Raw genomic sequence first — 15,622 nt, forward strand, 5'->3', positions numbered from 1 at the left:
ATGCGGCCGGGCGTCCCGCGCCCTCCCTGCAGCTCATTGCTCGGCCCACGCGACGACCGACTGCCACTGCTCCAGGTCCTTGTCGACCCGACTTGACGCCACATCCCATAGCGTCAGGCCATGCGCGGCCAGTTGCACATAGTTTTGCGTATCGCGCAGGTAGCCAAGCACTGGCAGGCCGAGCCCGTCGACGAATCGATGCAACTGCTCCGCCGAACGGGTGCGAGCGTCCACGCGCATGCCGACCACACCGATCTGGATGCCGCCCTTGCGCCCGCCCTTCTCCTGCGCTAGTCGCTGCAGGAAGTGCTGCGTGGCGAGAATGTCGAACATCGACGGTTGCAGCGGCACCAGCACCTTGTCGGCGACGGACAGTGCCAGGTTCAGGCGTGGGCCGTGCAAACCGGCCGGCGTATCGACGATCGCATGCTCGAATCCCTTTGGCGGCCGGGCATTGCGCTCCCCGCTCATGTCCCACGGCTCGATCCTGGGCAGCGTGTCGGGCCGCAGGTCCAGCCATGATCGCGATGATTGCTGCTTGTCCAGGTCGGCGAGCGCCACCCACTCGCCGCGCCATGCAAAATAGCCCGCTAGATTCGTCGACAGCGTGCTCTTACCCACACCGCCTTTGGGATTAGCGACAACGATGACCGTCATGAATTCCCCCAGGATCAATGGCTTGACATAGCCGTTAGGCTTATCCAATTACTCAGCCGAATCCAGGTATTATCAAAGAACTTGACCCATTCGGCACTTCTTTCCGGATCTTTAATGAGTTCATTGCGCCCGGACGTTTCTATCGAATCGCTGGCGGCGCGCCAGCAAGGCCGGCTCCCCGAGTTGCTCGGCGTGCGTGTGCGCGAGTTGCAGCAGGGCCGCTTGGTCGCCGAGTTGACAGTGCGCGCGGAGCTGCCCGCGCCGAACGGGTATTGGCATGCTGCCACGGTCGTCGGGCTGGCAAACACCGCATGCGGCTATGCGTGCGTTGCGCACCTGCCGGAATTCCAATCACGGTGAAGGCATGATCGCCCACCGGTCTCCTGTCGTGCGGCCCCAGCGCCGCACACGGCGCGCAAGCGGCGTGTTGGTCAGTCTGCTGCTCGCGCTGTCGGGCGCCGGCACACCCGTATCTTGCGCGGCCGCACCAGTGCAAGTGCTGGACGACAGCGGTGCGCGCGTGACATTGAATGCGCCGGCACGGCGCGTCGTGAGCCTAGCGCCCAGCATCACGGAACTGATTTACGCAGCCGGCGGCGGCAGCCGGCTGGTCGGCACGGTCAGCTTCAGCGATTACCCGAGCGCCGCTCGCGACGTGCCGATCATCGGCAGCAACACGACACTGGACCTCGAACGGATTGCGGCCACGCACCCGGATTTGATCGTCGTCTGGTGGCACGGCAATCCACAGCGCCAGATCGAACGGTTGCAGTCACTACACGTACCGCTGTTCTACAGTGAACCGCATCGGCTGGCCGACATCAGCTCGACGCTGATCCGCTTGGGCACACTGCTTGGCACCGAGCCGCAGGCGCGCGAGGCCGCCCGGGCATTCGATACGCGTATTGCCGCGCTGCAACAGCGCTACGCGAGCCGGCCACCCGTTTCAGTTTTTTTCCAGGTATGGGATGACCCGCTGATGACACTGAACGGTACGCATATCATCAGCGACGTGCTCTCCGTCTGCGGCGGACGTAATCTGTTTGGCTCGCTGAACGAACGGGTGCCGACGGTGTCAACCGAAGCGGTCATCGCAGTCGATCCTGACGCGATCATTGCCACGCGGCCGGAACCTGCACGGGTGCACCGGGTCGCGCAGTCCACGGATCCAAGCGGCGACGACTCGGCGCTGCGCCGATGGCAGCGCTGGCCGGGCATGCGCGCGGTCGCGCGCGACAACCTGTTCACCGTCGACGCGGACTTGATCAGCCGTCCCGGCCCGCGGTTGGCCGACGCCACAGCGTTATTGTGCCAGGCGTTAGAACAAGCCCGCCAGCGCGCCCCGGCACGAAACCCTGACGGCTTACTTCGTCCCTAACGGTGCCAGCAGCCCAACGTCCAACGCGAAGCGAGACGGGCACCCGACGGTGCAACGCCGCGCTCCGTCACGCGGATCACCGGCGAGCGGCTCGATTGCCGCGGGCGCATCACCAGAGATCATCGCCATCTCGCCCACTTAAAACAGGTGCATCGCCCCGCGCCGGCGCCAGCGCGGGTATCAGCGCCTCGTTCGCGCCGTCGCGCAACAGCACCAGCGGATAGCCAAACGCGTGACTGGCAAGAACTGGTGTCAGCACGTCACGCACGGGCCCAGCCCACGCGCGCCCACGCCCGTCGATTAACAACGCGTGCGTTGCAAACCGCCTTGCCAGCGTAAGATCGTGGCACGAGAACACCACTGTGCGGGGCGCTGCACCGACCCATTTCGCCAGCAATGTCACCGCATCGATCTGGTGGTGCAAATCCAGGTGCGCCAACGGCTCGTCCAGCAACAGCAGCGGCACGTCCTGGCAGAGGGCAGCGGCAAGGGCCACACGTTGCCGCTCGCCGCCGGACAGCGACAGCACGTCGCGCGCGGCAAACCCGGCTAGGCCGACCGCCGCCAGCGCCTCATATGCCGCGGCGCGATCCACGTCGCGCTCCCAGCCCCAACCCGACAGGTGGGGATAGCGTGCCAGCAGGACGGTATCGAGGGCCGTTGCGCTGAACGCATCGTGAAGCTGCTGGGTCATCCATGCCCGATGCTGCGCGAGCCGATGGACCGGCCACCGGGTGAGTGGCACGCCATCGAATACGACGCTGCCGCGCGTGGGTGCACGCAATCCGGCAAGGGTCATCAATAAGGTCGACTTGCCAGCGCCGTTCGGTCCGGCGAGGCACCACAGCTCGCCGGGCTCAAAGCGCTGCGACAGCGCATCAAGCAGCGTGCGGCCGCCCACCTGCAGCGTCAGTGCCTGTACGCTCAGCGGCGCCGGCCCCAGCCCACCCGCTCGATTCATCGCCTGCACCCCAACAGCATCCAGAGGAACAGCGGCACGCCGACCAACGCGGTCACCACGCCCACCGGCAATTGCGTCGGCGCGAAGGCACTGCGCGCGACCAGGTCCGCGCCCATCACGGCCGCGCCGCCGCCGAGCATCGACGCGGGCACCAGCATACGCTGGTCGTTGCCCCACGTCAGCCGCACCAAGTGCGGCACCACCAGACCGACAAAGCCGAGCGTGCCGGCCGTAGTGACAGCCGCCGCAGCAGCCAACGACGCCATCACATAAACGCGCGCGCGCAACGCGACGACCGGCACGCCCAGCGCCTGCGCAAACTGATCGCCGCGGGCCAGCGCATTGAGTTGGCGCGTGGCCGGCACGCACAAGGCGACCAGCATCACCAGCACGGCCAGCGCGAACCACGGCATGCCGGCGCCGTTCAAATCGCCTTGCAGCCAGAACACGATGCCGCGCAACGTGCGTTCGGGGCTAAACGTCATCATTAACGCGGTGGCCGCACTGAAGCCCGCGGCCACGACAACGCCGGTCAGCAGCAGCCGCGGCGATGCGTCGCGCGGCTCACCCAGCCACAATGTGCGGCGTGCAAGGCCGAACACGATGCCCATCGACACCAGCGAGCCGGCGAACGCGGCCACCTGCGTGCCCCACCATGGCACGCCCAGCAACATCGCAGCCACCGCGAATGCCGCCGCGCCGCCCGATACGCCGAGCACGTACGGATCGGCGAGCGGATTGCGCAACAGCACTTGCAGCAACGCGCCGGCCAGCGACAACAGCGCGCCGCAGGCAAAGCCCGCGAGCGAGCGCGGCAGCCGCAGCGCGCGCACGATATCCGCGTCAAAGCCGGGGCTGCCGGCCAACGCGGCGAGCACGCGCGCTGGCGCGATCCGCACGCTGCCTGTAGCAAGCGAGATCACCAGCAGCAAGCCGGCGGCGACGGCCAGTGCGAGCCAGATCGCCGCCGCACGGCGCGGCGACATCGGGCGGGCGCTGCCGCTAGACCCTGCGCCCATGATCCGCGCGCCCCACGCTATTGCTGCTGCCAACCCAGCGTGAGATACGCGCCACGCTTTGGCGTGTTGTACGTATAGAGCGTCTCATAATCCTTATCGAATAGGTTCTCGACGCGCGCCGCGACATACCAAGACTTGGTGATATTGTATCGGGCACTCAGATTGACCACGCCATATCCGCCCATCGGCTGGCCGTTGTCGTGGCGCGCGCCAGTCAACAGCCATTGCCCGCCGATCCGCCAACCGTCGAAGCTGTGGTTCGCCGACACGGTGGCAAAGCGACGCGGCCGCCGCGTCAAATCCCGGTCCGAAACCTCATCGACAGGATTTTGGAACGTGAAGCTGGCGCGCACGTCGGTACGGCCCACCTGGCCCGACCATGAGGCCTCGATACCCTGGACTTTTGCCCGGCCCACGTTCTGCGCAACATACCGCCCATGGTCCGCAAGCGCATACTGGATTAAATTCCGATAGCGGGTCTGGAACGCGGTGACGCGCGCCACGCCAAGCGCCGGCGACGCATATTGCAACGCCGTTTCGAGCGAATGCGCCTGCTCCGGTTTCAAGCTCGGATCGCCGGAAAAGGGAAAATACAAGTCGTTGAAGGTCGGTGCGCGAAATGCATCGGAATAGTTGACGATGGCCTTCCAGTGATCGGTGAATCGGTAACCATAGCCAACGAAGTAGCTGTTGGCGCCGCCGAAATCCGAATACTGATCGCGCCGCAGGTTGAATTGCATCTCGTTGCGGCCCAGCTCGCCGTTATAGCCGACGTAGCCGGAATTCACGCGCCGCGCGGGCGTGGTGAAGTCCGACGCGTCCAGGTCCTGATTGATGTGCTGGTAGCCGAACACCAGCTTGTGGCCAGCGGCGATAGCATAGTCGTTCTGCCAGTCCAATTGGCCGTTCGTCGTGTCGTAGCGGCTGGTCTGCTGCCCGTTGACGAAGATCTGCGAGCGGTCAGTGCCCTGCGCGACGCTCAGATGCGTGCTCCAACGCTCGGTCAGGCCGCCGTTCACGAATACGGACACTTGCCCGACGCGATCGCGCTCTTTGTTCAAGTCGGTTGGCATGCCGAACGGATTGTCGAAGCTGGTCTTCGAGAATGATTGAAAGTAGCGGATACCCGCGTCCCAGCCTGGACTGAAGCGGTGCTTCAGCGACGCGCTCACGCTCTCGTTGAACGTGCCGTTCGCATTCGGATTCACCGGGGCCCGGTTCGGATCAATCGAAGAAAAACCATCGGTCTTCATGCGCGACGCATCGACGCTAAACGTTGTCGCGCCGGCCACATCGAGCGCCCCGTTCACGCCCGCATGCTGGCGCTGCGTGCGATAGCTGCCATACTCGCCATCCAGCGTAAAGCGCGGCGGATAATTACCGCCGTCACGCGTAAATACCTGCACGACGCCGCCAATCGCACTCGATCCGTACAGCGCCGACACGTTGCCGTTGACGACCTCGACGCGCTCGACCTGATCCAATGGAATCTGAGCGATTTGCGTCGCGCCCAGCGCCGCGGAGTCCACGCGCACGCCGTCAATCATCACCAATGTCTGCGCGATCGGCGCGCCGCGCATGAACAGCCCCGCCGTCTGGCCCGCGCCGCCGTTGCGGGTGATCTGCACACCCGGCGCGAATTGCAGCAGCCCGGCTAGATCCGTCGCGCTGCTGTCCTCAATGGCACGCCGGTCGAACAGCGTCGTTTGCGGCAGCGCGTCCGGCAACGCCTGCGCGTTGCGCGCGGCGCTCACCACAATCGGCACCAGCGCGCCGCGCCGCACCGGGTCATCGCCAGTGCAAGACCGGGCTTCGGTTGCCGAGGCACTGGTGCTCACAGCAGTGCCGGCATTCGCCACAGTGTGGGTATATGCCACAGGGTTGGCGTTTGCCGTAGTGTCGATGTGTGCTGTAATGCCGGTGTATGCCGCAGTGTCGGTGTGTGCCGTAGTGTCGGCATCCTTCGCTGAATCAACGTTGGCCACCATGCCAAAGCGTGTAACAGGGCCGACGAGGTCACTGTCTGCGCGCGAGCCTGTCCCGCGGTCATCGTCGAGGGTCTGGACAAGCTGCGCCGTGGCGACGTGCGGCAAGCTGGCGAACGCGAGCAGCGCTGCCGCTGCAATAGGCGTACGCATAATGTTTTCCTTGTTGTGCGACTGCGCGACGCCCGTCCCCCGCGGGCCATGCGCTACGATAAAGCGCGGCGTAGCAATCCACGGCCACACCATGCGCTTCGCGCTCTCGGCCGGTATCCGGGCTAGCGACGCATCGGCCCGGCCTTCCCACGCTCTACGCGCAGTGGCACGCACCGCCGTACGCTGACGCATGCGGCGGTGGGCGGTTCGATGTGCAAAAAGCGGGTCGCTTACCGTTGCGGGGACAGCACAGGTTGGCCGGTTCGTGGCGAACTTCGCTCCCTGTTTCCCGTTTAACCCCGCGCATGAACCGTGCGCATGGGCACCGAAAGTGCCGCAAGTGTAGGTAGCGCCATGCGAGGCGTCAATGGCCGGAACACGCCGCTGTTACGTCTGGATACGAGCTTAGGCGTCGAATGCCGCCAGAACCGCGCTAAAATGCCGTTTCTGCAGAGGACGCAACGATGCTTACCGAACTTGAAAATTTGTCCCAGAACATCGGTCGGCTGATCGAGATCAGCGACCGGAACCGTCAAGCGCGGCTAGCCGTCGAACAGCAACTCGAGGCCGCGCGTGCGCAACGCGACGCGCTGCGAGCACAACTCGAACAGGCGCAGCGCGAACGCGACGCGCTGCACATCGAACGCGACGCGTTGTCCGCAAAGATTGACGATGCCCAGGTCCGCTTGAACGCGATCCTGGAAAAACTACCGCACACGCGATTGCCGGATTCCCCGCTCGACGTGCAGCCATCACAAGCCAGTGACGTACCGTCACCGTCACCCGCATCTGGGGACGAGCGCCAAGGAGAAACCGCATGACGATGAAACAGATCGAAGTGTCGATCCTCGGCCAATCGTATCGGCTCGCCACCTCGCCCGAAAACGAGTCCGCGCTGCACGAAGCGGCCGAGCGCGTGGACCGAGAAATGAACAAGGTCCGCGCCGCGAGCAGCGTGCGCGGCCATGACCGGATCGCGGTGATGGCCGCCCTGTCGATCGCCTCCGAACTGCTGCAATTGCAAAAGAGCGTGCGACACGGTGAGGCATTCCCCGCGGAGGAAATCCAGCGTACAATGCGTCAAATGAATGAACAGCTTGCGGCAGTTATCCGCCAGCATGATCTGACGCAAGCATAGGTTGCGCCACATTGCGTTGTTTAGGCAGCCTGCGGTTCACGAGCGATACGGCTTATACGTTTTTTGGCTTCCCTGCCTGGTTCGCCAAGGTCATAGATTCCTTGAACCAATGCCATGTGCACGGTTGCGGAAATTTGTAGCATGGGCGTGCGCGTCACTCTGTCTGACGTACCCGAAGTGCTGCTAACTGCGACCAATTCTGAACCTCAGGTTCAGGATGCCGGCCTAGCGGCCAAGGCGGGGACTTTATTCGGCGGCATCGAACTTCGGTTCGATGCCGTTTTTTATTCGAGCGTCCCACGGCGATGCGCTACTGGCTGATGAAGTCCGAACCCGACGAAGCGAGCATCGACGATCTGGCCGCGTCCCCTACCCGCACGTTGCCGTGGACCGGCGTGCGCAATTACCAAGCGCGTAATTTCATGCGCGACAGCATGCAGCCCGGCGACGGTGTGCTGTTCTATCACAGCAGTTGTACCGAACCCGGCATCGCGGGCCTGGCCGAAGTCGCCTCCGGCCCCTATGCGGACCCGACACAATTCGATGCCGCTAGTCCTTACTACGATCCCAAGTCGCGTTGCGATGCACCACGTTGGCTTCTGGTCGACGTGCGCTTTGTCAAGAAGCTACGACTGATTCCGTTGGGCGAGCTGCGCGCGCACACCGCGCTGGCGGACATGCGGGTGCTGGCGCGCGGCAACCGTCTGTCGATCACGCCGGTTACGCCCGATCAATGGTGCTATATCACCGATACGCTGGCTGAGGCCGAATAGCGAGATCGCGAGGCGCCACGCCCGCTCAAAGCCGGCGCGGTGCAACCTGGCCTTCGTTTCACGGAACTTCGCATCGCGCACGCTCAACTAATAGGGCACGGTCCGCCGCACGTATTGCCTAATAGAGCACAGTCCGCCGCGCGTGCTGCGCTGGAGCCGACAATCTCGTTGGGAGTCCAAGAATGATGAATCAGTCCCTACCCTCGCGGCACGTCGCGCGTCGAATGCGCGGCATCGTGGCCGCATGCGCGCTTGCGAGTGTTCCGCTGACGCTGGGCCTGGCGCCCGGCGCCGCACTTGCGCAGGCCGCGCCAGTGGCACCGCCGTCCGGCGTGCTATCGCTGAGCGCTGAGCGAAGCATCGACGTGCAAGAGGACGTCGTGCGCATCACGCTGTTCTATGAGCAGGAGAGCCAGGATGCCGCCACCCTGACCCGGGCGCTGAACAAACGTGCCGACGAGGCGCTGCGGCAGGCGCGGAGCGACGACAAAGTGACCGTGCAAACCGGCGCCTTCACGATCTATCCATCGACTAGCCGCGACGGCAAAATCGCCGCCTGGCGCGGTCGAACCGAGATCGTGCTCGAGTCGCGCGACTTCGGTGCCGCGTCGCGGCTCGCGGGCCAGTTGAGCAACACGATGCAAGTGGACAATGTGGCGTTCTCGTTATCACCGCAGGCGCGCCGCGACGCGGAAACCAAGCTGACCTCGGGTGCCATTGCGGCGTTCCGCGACCAGGCGCAAGCCGCCGCGCAGGCTTTCGGCTATGGCGGCTATACGATTCGGGAAGTGCGCATTAACCAGGGAGCCGGCGCTAGCCCGCGGCCGTTCATGTTGATGGCCACGCCCACAAGGACCGATGCGAAGGCCGCAGCGCCGCTGCCGATCGAGGCGGGCAAAAGCACGGTGACGGTCGAAGTATCCGGTTCGATCCAGATGACGCGCTGATGCTGACGTATCATCGCCGGCCGGCCGCTGCCCGCCCTCGCCGCGCACGCGTGTCGCGGGCGCCGGCACATGAGTATGGGCTGTGCGGGCACATGAGCGTGGGCTGTGCGCAGCGTGCGTCAGCCGGCCGAGTCCGCCGAGCGGACACCGGGCAGACGCGCATTGCGCCTGTAGGACCAGACGAGCACCAGTGCGCCAACCACGATCATCGGCAGGGAAAGCCACTGCCCCATCGACAGATTGAACGCGAGCAATCCGAGAAAGTCGTCCGGCTCGCGCGCAAACTCGACCGTGAAGCGCGCCATGCCATAGCCGAGCAGGAAGACCGCCGAGGCGGCGCCGACCGGACGCGGCTTGCGTGCGAAGCACCAGAGCACGACGAACAGCACACCGCCCTCCAGCGCGATCTCATAAAGCTGTGACGGATGACGCGGCAGCATAGAGTAGCGCTGGAACACGTCCAGCAAGTGCCATTGCGCGGCTTGCAGCGGATGCGACGCGAGCCACCCCAGATCTTCATTGACTGCGCCGGGGAATCCCATCGCCCACGGAGCATCTGGCGCCGTGACGCGCCCCCACAGCTCGCCGTTGATGAAATTGCCGAACCGGCCGGCTGCCAACCCCGTCGGCACCATCGGCGCGACGAAATCGGTGACCTGCAGCCACGTGCGGTTGCGTTGGTACGCGAACACGAGCATCGCGAGCGTCACGCCGAGGAAGCCGCCGTGGAACGACATCCCGCCTTCCCAGACCTTGAAGATGTCAACCGGATGGGCCAGGTAGAAGTCGGCCTTGTAAAACAGCACGTAGCCGAGGCGGCCGCCGAGGATCGTGCCTAGCACACCATAGAACAGCATGTCGTCGATGTCGCGCAACGTCCAGCCTTGCGCCGCGACATGCGGCAGGCGCAGCCGCAACCGGCCGACAACGATCGCCGCGATGAACGCGACCAGGTACATCAACCCGTACCAGCGCACCGCGAGTGGACCGAGGTGGAACGCAACGGGGTCGAAATTCGGATGAATCAGCACGATAGGAATCTGAGGTCAGTAGGATGTCAGGGGGTCAATAGCGCATGCGCGCGCACGACGTCGATGAAGCCCGCCAGTACTGGGCTGACATCGCCTGTGCGCCATACTAGGCCCGTTTCGACGACCGGCAGCGCACCGCGCAGCGCTCGGTAGACGACGCCCGTACGCCGCAAGTTGCGAAGCGATTGCGGCACCAACGCGACGCCCATGCCGGCCGACACAAGACTGACGATCGTCTGCATCTGGATCGCTTCCTGGCCGATCCGCGGCACGATGCCCGCAGCCTTGTAGCAGCCCATTATGATGTCATAAAACGCGGGCGCCAAACGCCGCGGGAAAATCACCAGCGGCACGTCGGCGAACTGCGCCAGCTCGATTTCCGCCTGGTTGTACGCCGTGTCCAGCGCCTGGGCCAGTTCGCACGACAGGGCGACGATCAATGGCTCACGCGCGATCGGCAGATATGACAGCGCGGCCGCATGACGGGGCGGAATCGGCGGGATTACGATGCCCGCGTCGATGCGTCCGGCCACCAGTTCGTCAATCTGCACGTCACTGGTCGCCTCAAGCAACTGGAGCCTGACGCGCGGAAAACGTTCACCGAATTGCCGCAACAGACCGGGCAGCAGCCCATAGTCGGCGCTCGACACGAACGCCAACGCGAGCACCCCGGTCTCGCCCTGCGCCAGACTGCGCGCGAGCGGCGCCAACGCATCGGCGGCGGCCAGCACCCGCCGCACTTCGGGCAGCAGCGCGGCGCCCACCGGTGTCAGCTCGACCGAGCGTTTGGTGCGCTCGAACAAACGCACGCCGAGCGCGTCCTCCAGCAAACGAATCGCCTGCGACAGCGGCGGCTGCGTCATCGCGAGACGGGCCGCCGCCCGGCTGAAGTGCTGTTCCTCGGCCAGCGTGACAAAGTAGCGCAATTGGCGCAAATCGAAGGACATAGGTGAAGGCGGAATGGAAACTGATACATTTTATGACTTTATTAGCTTCAAATAATATATTGGACATTTGATTCGCGCCACTGCATGCTGTTACACAAAGCCATAGGAGTTTCCCCACCATGCCATACAACCGTCGTTCGAAGAACATCACTCAAGGCGTCGCCCGTGCGCCGAACCGCTCGATGTATTACGCGCTCGGCTATAAGAAGGAAGATTTTGACAAGCCGATGATCGGCATCGCCAACGGTCACTCAACGATCACGCCATGCAACGCGGGGTTGCAACGGCTCGCCGACGCGGCAGTCGGCGCGATCAAGGACGCCGGCGCCAATGCACAAACGTTCGGCACGCCGACCATCTCGGACGGCATGTCGATGGGCACGGAAGGCATGAAGTACTCGCTGGTGTCGCGCGAAGTGATCTCCGATTGCATCGAGACTTGCGTGCAGGGGCAGTGGATGGATGGCGTGGCGGTCATCGGCGGCTGCGACAAGAACATGCCGGGTGGCATGATGGCATTGGCCCGGATGAACGTGCCGGGCATCTATATCTACGGCGGCACGATCCGTCCGGGTCACTGGAAGGGCAAGGATTTGACTATCGTGTCGTCGTTCGAAGCGGTCGGCGAGTTCACCGCGGGACGCATGACGCAGGAGGACTTTGATGGGGTCGAGCGCAACGCGTGTCCGAGCACCGGTTCGTGCGGCGGCATGTACACTGCGAACACGATGAGCTCGTCATTCGAGGCGCTGGGCATGTCGCTGCTGTACTCGTCGACGATGGCCAATCCGGACGACGAGAAGGTCGCATCCGCCGCCGAATCGGCGCGCGTGCTCGTCGAAGCGGTGAAAAATGACTTGAAGCCGCGCGACATCATCACGCGCCAATCGATCGAAAACGCCGTATCGCTGATCATGGCAACCGGTGGCTCGACGAACGCAGTGCTGCACTATCTGGCCATCGCGCACGCCGCCGAGGTCGAGTGGACGATCGATGACTTCGAGCGCATCCGCAAGCGTGTGCCGGTGATCTGCAATCTGAAGCCGTCCGGCCAATATGTGGCCACCGACCTGCATCGCGCCGGCGGCGTTCCGCAAGTGCTGAAGATCCTGCTGGACGCCGGCCTGCTACATGGGGACTGCGTGACGATCACCGGCCAAACGATCGCCGAGGCACTGAAAGACGTGCCGAGCCAGCCCCGCGCGGACCAGCAGGTGATCTTCCCGATCGATAAGGCGCTGTACAGCGAGGGGCATCTGGCGATCCTGAAAGGTAATTTGGCCGAGTCTGGCGCGGTCGCGAAAATCACCGGCCTGAAAAACCCCGTCATCACGGGGCCAGCCCGTGTGTTCGATGACGAGCAGAGTGCGCTCGAGGCAATTCTGGCGGACCGGATCAAGGCCGGTGACGTGATGGTGCTGCGCTATCTCGGCCCCAAGGGTGGGCCCGGCATGCCGGAAATGCTCGCGCCGACCTCCGCCATCATCGGCAAAGGGCTGGGCGAATCCGTCGGGCTGATCACCGATGGACGCTTCTCCGGCGGCACCTGGGGCATGGTGGTCGGCCACGTCGCGCCGGAAGCCTTCGCCGGTGGCACGATTGCGCTGGTGCAGGAAGGCGACTCGATTACGATCGACGCACACAAGCTGCTGCTGCAATTAAACGTTGACGAGGTCGAACTGGCGCGCCGCCGCGCCGCATGGACCCAGCCCAAGCCGCGCTATACCCGCGGCGTGCTTGCCAAGTATGCCGAACTCGCGCGCCCGGCCGACCAAGGCGCCGTCACCGGCTGAGCCGCAAAGCGCAGGTTCCGGCGGTCCCGCGCCGGGACCCGTATAATCGCGTCACGCATCGGATGCTAGCGCCGTCATTTCGGGAGATCGCTGCGCACTATGCCCACCAGCCGGACGCCTCGGTACGGCTGCAGCACAAGATCCTCGATGGCGGCGCAGGCACGTGGGGCAATGTGCTGATGCCGGCCAATACCCAGATCACCGATGCGCAGGCGGCCGCACTCGCCGCGTGGACCCTCCGGCTGCAATAGCCCGCGGCATCGGTTCAGTGCTGGTCGGCGCGCTGCTCGATCTCGGCATCCAGCGCATCGTGCATCCACTGCTCCAATTCTGTTTCGAGCGTCAGCACGACTTCGCGCGTGACCTGGCTCACGAGCCAACCCGCATGCTCGGCGAACGCCTCGCGGCAGCGCGCCTCGATCGCATCGCGTCCCTCGCCGGTCAGGTACGCGCCCAGACGAGCACGCAGCCGTTCGACGATACGGTCCACGTCGGGCGCAGTCCATCCGCCGTCCTGCGGCACCGGCACAAAATCGGCATCGATACGGGACGCAGGGGTGCACGCCGGTTTCATCGTGCACCGCTCGACGAGCCATTGCGCGCGGCTGCGGGCCATCTCGGGCGCGCCACTGACCAGCACGTTGGTCAGCACCGGGATGGATTCGTCGATCGGGTCAGTCATGGTCCACTCCGTGGTCAATACGGATTGCGGCGCCGAACCAGCATCCGTCACTCGCCTTGCTTATACATGTTCAACGTGTAGCCGCGGTCCCGATAGAAACGGTACCGCTCGCGCCCGGCCGCGAGCCCGTGCTCGTCATTGCCGATAACCTCGAGCAACCGCTCGAAACGCGCGAATTGCGGCGGCACCGCGCTGCCCAGGTTGAGCAGGATCGCGTAGTGTGGCGCCTGATCCAGGTCGGTGGTCAGCACCACCGGCGTCTCGTCAGCCAGCGCCGAGCCGGCCATGCAATGCGGGATGAAGTCCAGCGGCGAAAACGTCCACAGCCGCTCGTCGAAGGCGCGCAGCACGGCGGGCTCGCCCAGCACGACGAGCGGCTGCGCGGCCTGGTAGGCCTTGCGCGCCAGCCGGCACGCATAGCCCAGTGGATCCGCGACGTGGGTGTGAAAGTCCACACGGGTCATCGGCAGCCCGAGCCTCGCTGGTTTATTGATGCGACACGGTACGCTTCGGCGGGCATCACTTCGCGCGATCGATCAAAAATTGCGTGAGCAGCGGCACGGGGCGTCCGGTTGCGCCCTTTGCGCTGCCGCTCTTCCACGCGGTGCCGGCGATATCCAGGTGCGCCCACGGGTAAGCTTGCGCAAAACGTGCGAGAAAGCACGCGGCCGTCACGCTGCCGGCTGGCCGCCCACCAATGTTAGCCATGTCCGCGAAATTCGACTTCAGCTGCTCCTGGTATTCGTCGTCCAGCGGCAACCGCCACGCGGGATCCGACGCGCGGCGGCCGGCCGCGAGCAGCGCGTCGGCCAACGCGTCATCCTTCGAGAACAAGCCGCTATTGTGGTGCCCCAGCGCGATCACGCAGGCGCCAGTTAGCGTCGCGATGTCGATCACGGCGGCCGGTTTAAAGCGCTCCGCATACGTGAGCGCATCGCACAGGACCAGCCGCCCCTCGGCGTCGGTGTTCAGAATCTCGATCGTCTGGCCGGACAGGCTGGTCACGATGTCGCCCGGCTTGTTCGCATTGCCGCTCGGCATGTTCTCGCAAGTCGGGATCAGGCCAACGACGTTCAGCTTCAAGCCCATCTCGGCAATCGCGCGGAACGTGCCGAGCACCGAGCCGGCACCGCACATGTCGTACTTCATCTCGTCCATGCCTTCACCCGGCTTGATCGAGATGCCCCCCGAGTCGAATGTGATGCCCTTGCCGACCAGCACCACCGGCGCCTGCTTCGCCCCAGCGCCCTGGTGCTGCAGCACGATGAATTGCGGCGGCTGCGCCGAGCCCTTGGCGACCGACAGAAACGAGCCCATCTTCAACGCCTCGATCCGCTTCGGGCCCAACACCTCGACCTTGAGCTTCCAGTCCTTCGCCAGTTGTTTCGCGACACCGGCCAGGTACGTCGGCGTGCAAATATTGCCCGGCAGGTTGCCCAGCTCGCGGGTCAGATCCATGCCATTGGCGATCGCCACGCCCTCCTTTAACGCGACGCGCACCGCCTTCTCGTGTGCGGGGTCCACGACCACGATCACCTTTTTCACTGCGCCGCCATTGGCCGCGTCGGCCGCCGGCTTAGACTTGGTCTGCGTATATTGGTAGGTTAGCTCGCGCAGCGTCAACGCGCTCATGCGCGCGCTCCAGCTGGCATCGCGGTCGTTGACCGCCACCTGCGCGAGCGCCCATGTCACGCTGGCTGCGCGCGTGGCCAATACCGCGCGCCACGCCGCGCGCGCCGCCTCGGTGAACGTCTTCGGGCCCAGCGCGTCCTGCTTGCCCAAACCCACCAGCAACACGCGCGACGCGCCAATGCCAGCCACTTCGCGCAGCATTAGCGTCGAGCCGGCCTTGCCGCCTAAGTCGCCGCTCTTGACCAGGCGGCTGACCAGCCCCTTGGTCGCGGCATCAAGCTTTTGTGCGGCACCGGACAGCGTCTGCGCATCGAATACGCCGACCACGATGCAATCCGACTTTGCGTTGAGCAAGGCGCTGTCCGCGGCTTTGTTCCAATCACAGGCTTTTGTGCTAAAGTCCATCGCGCTCGTCCTTGGCTAGAATCCTGGGCTGTTAGTCAAACCAAGCCGCAATTATCCGCTATTTTTTCTACTGCGGCGTTGCTGGCGCCGGATGTCCGTCTTCGACGGACCGGTCCACGTG

General features: G+C 64.6%; 16 protein-coding genes, 1 other RNA gene, 1 pseudogene and 1 riboswitch. Of the genes and pseudogenes, 9 read left to right on the forward strand and 9 right to left on the reverse strand.

Annotated elements, in window-relative coordinates; genetic code table 11:
- Positions 1-33: 33 nt before the first annotated feature.
- A complete protein-coding gene (locus tag RA167_RS09420; protein ID WP_076787361.1) occupies positions 34-657 on the reverse strand; it encodes a ParA family protein in 624 nt (207 codons plus the stop codon).
- Positions 658-771: 114 nt separating this feature from the next.
- Between RA167_RS09420 and RA167_RS09425 the strand changes: the two are divergent.
- Together RA167_RS09425 and RA167_RS09430 are read left to right on the forward strand one after the other, a co-directional pair.
- Positions 772-1,002 (forward strand): annotated as a pseudogene (locus RA167_RS09425) (PaaI family thioesterase); the annotation flags it as partial.
- A 19-nt stretch (positions 1,003-1,021) separates the two neighbouring features.
- The gene (locus RA167_RS09430) at positions 1,022-2,035 is read left to right on the forward strand and encodes a cobalamin-binding protein (protein ID WP_083705977.1); all 1,014 of its coding nucleotides are present in this window, start codon (positions 1,022-1,024) and stop codon (positions 2,033-2,035) included.
- Between the two features lie 109 nt (positions 2,036-2,144).
- On the opposite strand, the gene RA167_RS09435 is transcribed toward RA167_RS09430, so the two are convergent.
- From RA167_RS09435 to RA167_RS09445, 3 genes are read right to left on the reverse strand one after another with little or no spacing between them, the layout of a single operon-like run.
- Positions 2,145-2,996 carry an ABC transporter ATP-binding protein gene (locus RA167_RS09435; RefSeq protein WP_076785341.1) on the reverse strand — a complete coding sequence of 284 codons (852 nt, stop codon included), beginning with the start codon at positions 2,994-2,996 and terminating at the stop codon, positions 2,145-2,147.
- A complete protein-coding gene (locus RA167_RS09440) occupies positions 2,993-4,015 on the reverse strand; it encodes a FecCD family ABC transporter permease (protein WP_237573807.1) in 1,023 nt (340 codons plus the stop codon). The genes RA167_RS09435 and RA167_RS09440 overlap by 4 nt, the downstream gene beginning before the upstream one ends.
- Before the next feature lie 17 nt (positions 4,016-4,032).
- The gene (locus RA167_RS09445; protein ID WP_076787365.1) at positions 4,033-6,153 is read right to left on the reverse strand and encodes a TonB-dependent receptor plug domain-containing protein; all 2,121 of its coding nucleotides are present in this window, start codon (positions 6,151-6,153) and stop codon (positions 4,033-4,035) included.
- A 91-nt stretch (positions 6,154-6,244) separates the two neighbouring features.
- A riboswitch (cobalamin riboswitch) is annotated at positions 6,245-6,498 on the reverse strand.
- 119 nt (positions 6,499-6,617) lie between these two features.
- Here RA167_RS09445 and RA167_RS09450 point away from each other — a divergent pair.
- The 5 genes from RA167_RS09450 (at position 6,618) to RA167_RS09470 (ending at position 9,011) form a co-directional block, all read left to right on the forward strand.
- Complete coding sequence (locus tag RA167_RS09450; protein ID WP_076785343.1) at positions 6,618-6,974, forward strand: ATPase; 357 nt, start codon at positions 6,618-6,620, stop codon at positions 6,972-6,974.
- Positions 6,971-7,291, forward strand: a complete 321-nt coding sequence (locus tag RA167_RS09455) for a cell division protein ZapA (RefSeq protein WP_076785344.1) — start codon at positions 6,971-6,973, stop codon at positions 7,289-7,291. The genes RA167_RS09450 and RA167_RS09455 overlap by 4 nt, the downstream gene beginning before the upstream one ends.
- Before the next feature lie 66 nt (positions 7,292-7,357).
- Positions 7,358-7,539: non-coding RNA, 6S RNA (ssrS, locus tag RA167_RS09460), on the forward strand.
- A 57-nt stretch (positions 7,540-7,596) separates the two neighbouring features.
- Complete coding sequence (locus RA167_RS09465) at positions 7,597-8,064, forward strand: EVE domain-containing protein (protein WP_076785345.1); 468 nt, start codon at positions 7,597-7,599, stop codon at positions 8,062-8,064.
- A 224-nt stretch (positions 8,065-8,288) separates the two neighbouring features.
- Positions 8,289-9,011: an SIMPL domain-containing protein gene (locus RA167_RS09470; RefSeq protein WP_076785346.1), complete on the forward strand. Its 723-nt coding sequence runs from the start codon at positions 8,289-8,291 to the stop codon at positions 9,009-9,011.
- 119 nt (positions 9,012-9,130) lie between these two features.
- On the opposite strand, the gene lgt is transcribed toward RA167_RS09470, so the two are convergent.
- Positions 9,131-10,042 (reverse strand): prolipoprotein diacylglyceryl transferase, encoded by a 912-nt coding sequence (lgt, locus tag RA167_RS09475; protein WP_076785347.1) that lies wholly within the window; start codon positions 10,040-10,042, stop codon positions 9,131-9,133.
- Positions 10,043-10,068: 26 nt separating this feature from the next.
- Positions 10,069-10,989: a LysR family transcriptional regulator gene (locus RA167_RS09480; RefSeq protein ID WP_076785348.1), complete on the reverse strand. Its 921-nt coding sequence runs from the start codon at positions 10,987-10,989 to the stop codon at positions 10,069-10,071.
- 119 nt (positions 10,990-11,108) lie between these two features.
- On the opposite strand from RA167_RS09480, the gene ilvD reads away from it, so the two are divergent.
- Together ilvD and RA167_RS09490 are read left to right on the forward strand one after the other, a co-directional pair.
- Positions 11,109-12,782, forward strand: a complete 1,674-nt coding sequence (ilvD, locus tag RA167_RS09485; RefSeq protein WP_076785349.1) for a dihydroxy-acid dehydratase — start codon at positions 11,109-11,111, stop codon at positions 12,780-12,782.
- Between the two features lie 62 nt (positions 12,783-12,844).
- Positions 12,845-13,033, forward strand: coding sequence for a c-type cytochrome (locus RA167_RS09490; RefSeq protein ID WP_076785350.1), 189 nt, complete (start codon positions 12,845-12,847; stop codon positions 13,031-13,033).
- 14 nt (positions 13,034-13,047) lie between these two features.
- On the opposite strand, the gene RA167_RS09495 is transcribed toward RA167_RS09490, so the two are convergent.
- From RA167_RS09495 to RA167_RS09505, 3 genes are read right to left on the reverse strand one after another with little or no spacing between them, the layout of a single operon-like run.
- Complete coding sequence (locus tag RA167_RS09495) at positions 13,048-13,464, reverse strand: DUF2486 family protein (protein WP_083706076.1); 417 nt, start codon at positions 13,462-13,464, stop codon at positions 13,048-13,050.
- Positions 13,465-13,511: 47 nt separating this feature from the next.
- Positions 13,512-13,928: a DNA polymerase III subunit chi gene (locus RA167_RS09500; protein WP_076785352.1), complete on the reverse strand. Its 417-nt coding sequence runs from the start codon at positions 13,926-13,928 to the stop codon at positions 13,512-13,514.
- 55 nt (positions 13,929-13,983) lie between these two features.
- A complete protein-coding gene (locus tag RA167_RS09505; RefSeq protein ID WP_076785353.1) occupies positions 13,984-15,501 on the reverse strand; it encodes a leucyl aminopeptidase in 1,518 nt (505 codons plus the stop codon).
- Positions 15,502-15,622: the final 121 nt, after the last annotated feature.

This window comes from Mycetohabitans endofungorum (assembly GCF_037477895.1).
GTDB lineage: Bacteria > Pseudomonadota > Gammaproteobacteria > Burkholderiales > Burkholderiaceae > Mycetohabitans.

Bases quoted from the DNA above. Each gene is read 5' to 3' on its own strand.
- RA167_RS09420 (WP_076787361.1), bottom strand. From the start codon at position 657: ATGACGGTCATCGTTGTCGCTAATCCCAAAGGCGGTGTGGGTAAGAGC.
- RA167_RS09430 (WP_083705977.1), top strand. From the start codon at position 1,022: ATGATCGCCCACCGGTCTCCTGTCGTGCGGCCCCAGCGCCGCACACGG.
- RA167_RS09435 (WP_076785341.1), bottom strand. From the start codon at position 2,996: ATGAATCGAGCGGGTGGGCTGGGGCCGGCGCCGCTGAGCGTACAGGCA.
- RA167_RS09440 (WP_237573807.1), bottom strand. From the start codon at position 4,015: ATGGGCGCAGGGTCTAGCGGCAGCGCCCGCCCGATGTCGCCGCGCCGT.
- RA167_RS09445 (WP_076787365.1), bottom strand. From the start codon at position 6,153: ATGCGTACGCCTATTGCAGCGGCAGCGCTGCTCGCGTTCGCCAGCTTG.
- RA167_RS09450 (WP_076785343.1), top strand. From the start codon at position 6,618: ATGCTTACCGAACTTGAAAATTTGTCCCAGAACATCGGTCGGCTGATC.
- RA167_RS09455 (WP_076785344.1), top strand. From the start codon at position 6,971: ATGACGATGAAACAGATCGAAGTGTCGATCCTCGGCCAATCGTATCGG.
- RA167_RS09465 (WP_076785345.1), top strand. From the start codon at position 7,597: ATGCGCTACTGGCTGATGAAGTCCGAACCCGACGAAGCGAGCATCGAC.
- RA167_RS09470 (WP_076785346.1), top strand. From the start codon at position 8,289: ATGCGCGGCATCGTGGCCGCATGCGCGCTTGCGAGTGTTCCGCTGACG.
- RA167_RS09480 (WP_076785348.1), bottom strand. From the start codon at position 10,989: ATGTCCTTCGATTTGCGCCAATTGCGCTACTTTGTCACGCTGGCCGAG.
- ilvD (WP_076785349.1), top strand. From the start codon at position 11,109: ATGCCATACAACCGTCGTTCGAAGAACATCACTCAAGGCGTCGCCCGT.
- RA167_RS09490 (WP_076785350.1), top strand. From the start codon at position 12,845: ATGCTAGCGCCGTCATTTCGGGAGATCGCTGCGCACTATGCCCACCAG.
- RA167_RS09495 (WP_083706076.1), bottom strand. From the start codon at position 13,464: ATGACTGACCCGATCGACGAATCCATCCCGGTGCTGACCAACGTGCTG.
- RA167_RS09500 (WP_076785352.1), bottom strand. From the start codon at position 13,928: ATGACCCGTGTGGACTTTCACACCCACGTCGCGGATCCACTGGGCTAT.
- RA167_RS09505 (WP_076785353.1), bottom strand. From the start codon at position 15,501: ATGGACTTTAGCACAAAAGCCTGTGATTGGAACAAAGCCGCGGACAGC.